Source organism: Myxococcus sp. CA039A, assembly GCF_013336645.1.
In the GTDB taxonomy this organism is placed as follows: domain Bacteria; phylum Myxococcota; class Myxococcia; order Myxococcales; family Myxococcaceae; genus Myxococcus; species Myxococcus llanfairpwllgwyngyllgogerychwyrndrobwllllantysiliogogogochensis.
This window is the reverse complement of the sequence record NZ_JABUMQ010000691.1, coordinates 1-1,085: the sequence shown is the minus strand read 5'-3', so window position 1 is coordinate 1,085 and position 1,085 is coordinate 1. Positions and strand designations below refer to the sequence as shown.

Annotated in this window: 1 protein-coding gene; it reads left to right on the top strand. The window is 69.7% G+C overall.

Annotated features, from left to right (window positions below; all coding sequences use genetic code 11):
* Positions 1-1,085 (top strand): condensation domain-containing protein (locus HR086_RS47060; RefSeq protein WP_254626782.1); only part of this gene is annotated, 1,085 nt, incomplete at both ends.

Sequence of the window (1,085 nt, the reverse complement as noted above, 5' to 3'; positions counted from 1 at the left end):
CCCAAGGCCGCGCTCTCCCACCTGCTGGAGATCAACGGCTACGTCTTCGAGGGCCGACTGACCCTGGTGTGGACGTACAGCCAGGCAGCGCACCGGCCAGAGACCATCCAGTCCCTGGCCGACCATTGCCTGCACACGCTGCGGCGGCTCATCGACGACCGAGACTCCGACGACGCCCGCCGCTTCACGCCCACCGACTTCCCGCTGGCGAAGCTGTCCCAGTCCGTGCTCGACCGGGTGCTGCCCGCGGGGACGCTGGCGGACGACCTCTATCCGCTGTCGCCCATGCAGCAGGGCATGCTCTTCCACACCCTCACGGCCCCGGGCTCCGGCGTCTACGTCACGCAGTTGGCGTGGACCTTCGGCGGCGCCGTGGACATGACCGCCTTCCGTCGCACCTGGGAAACCGTCATCCAGCGGCAGCCCTCGCTGCGCACGTCCTTCGTCGCCGAGGGCGCCGACCAGCCCCTCCAGTGGGTCCACCCGGAGGCCACCCTCCCCTGGGAGGAGCACGACTGGCGCGGCGCGGATGAGGCCGAGCAGCAGAGCCGCTTCGAGACCCTCGTCTCCGAGGACCGTGCTCGTGGCTTCGACCTGCGCACACCACCGCTGCTGCGACTGACGGTCATCCGCACGGATGAGCGCGCGTGGCGCATCCTCTGGACGCTGCACCACCTCATCGTGGATGGCTGGAGCCTCGGGCTCCTCTTCCAGGAGCTCTTCACCACCTACGAGCAGGTCCGCTCCGGCCGGCTCCCGGCGGAGAGTGAGTCGACCTCCTTCCGCGACTACATCGCCTGGCTCCAGCGCCAGTCCCTGGAGCCCGCGGAGCACTACTGGCGCAAGACGCTGCGGGGCTTCACCGCGCCCACGCCCTTGCCCGGTGCGCTTCCCCGAAGCCCGGACTCGGTGCTCCGGCGTCAGCACCTGAACGTCTGGCTGCCCGCGCAACTCACCACGGACCTCCAGGCCTTCGTCCGCCAGCACCACCTCACCCTCAATGCACTGGTCCAGGCCGCTTGGACGCTGGTGCTCTCACGTCACACCGGTGAGCAGGACATCCTCTTCGGCGCCACGACGTCGGG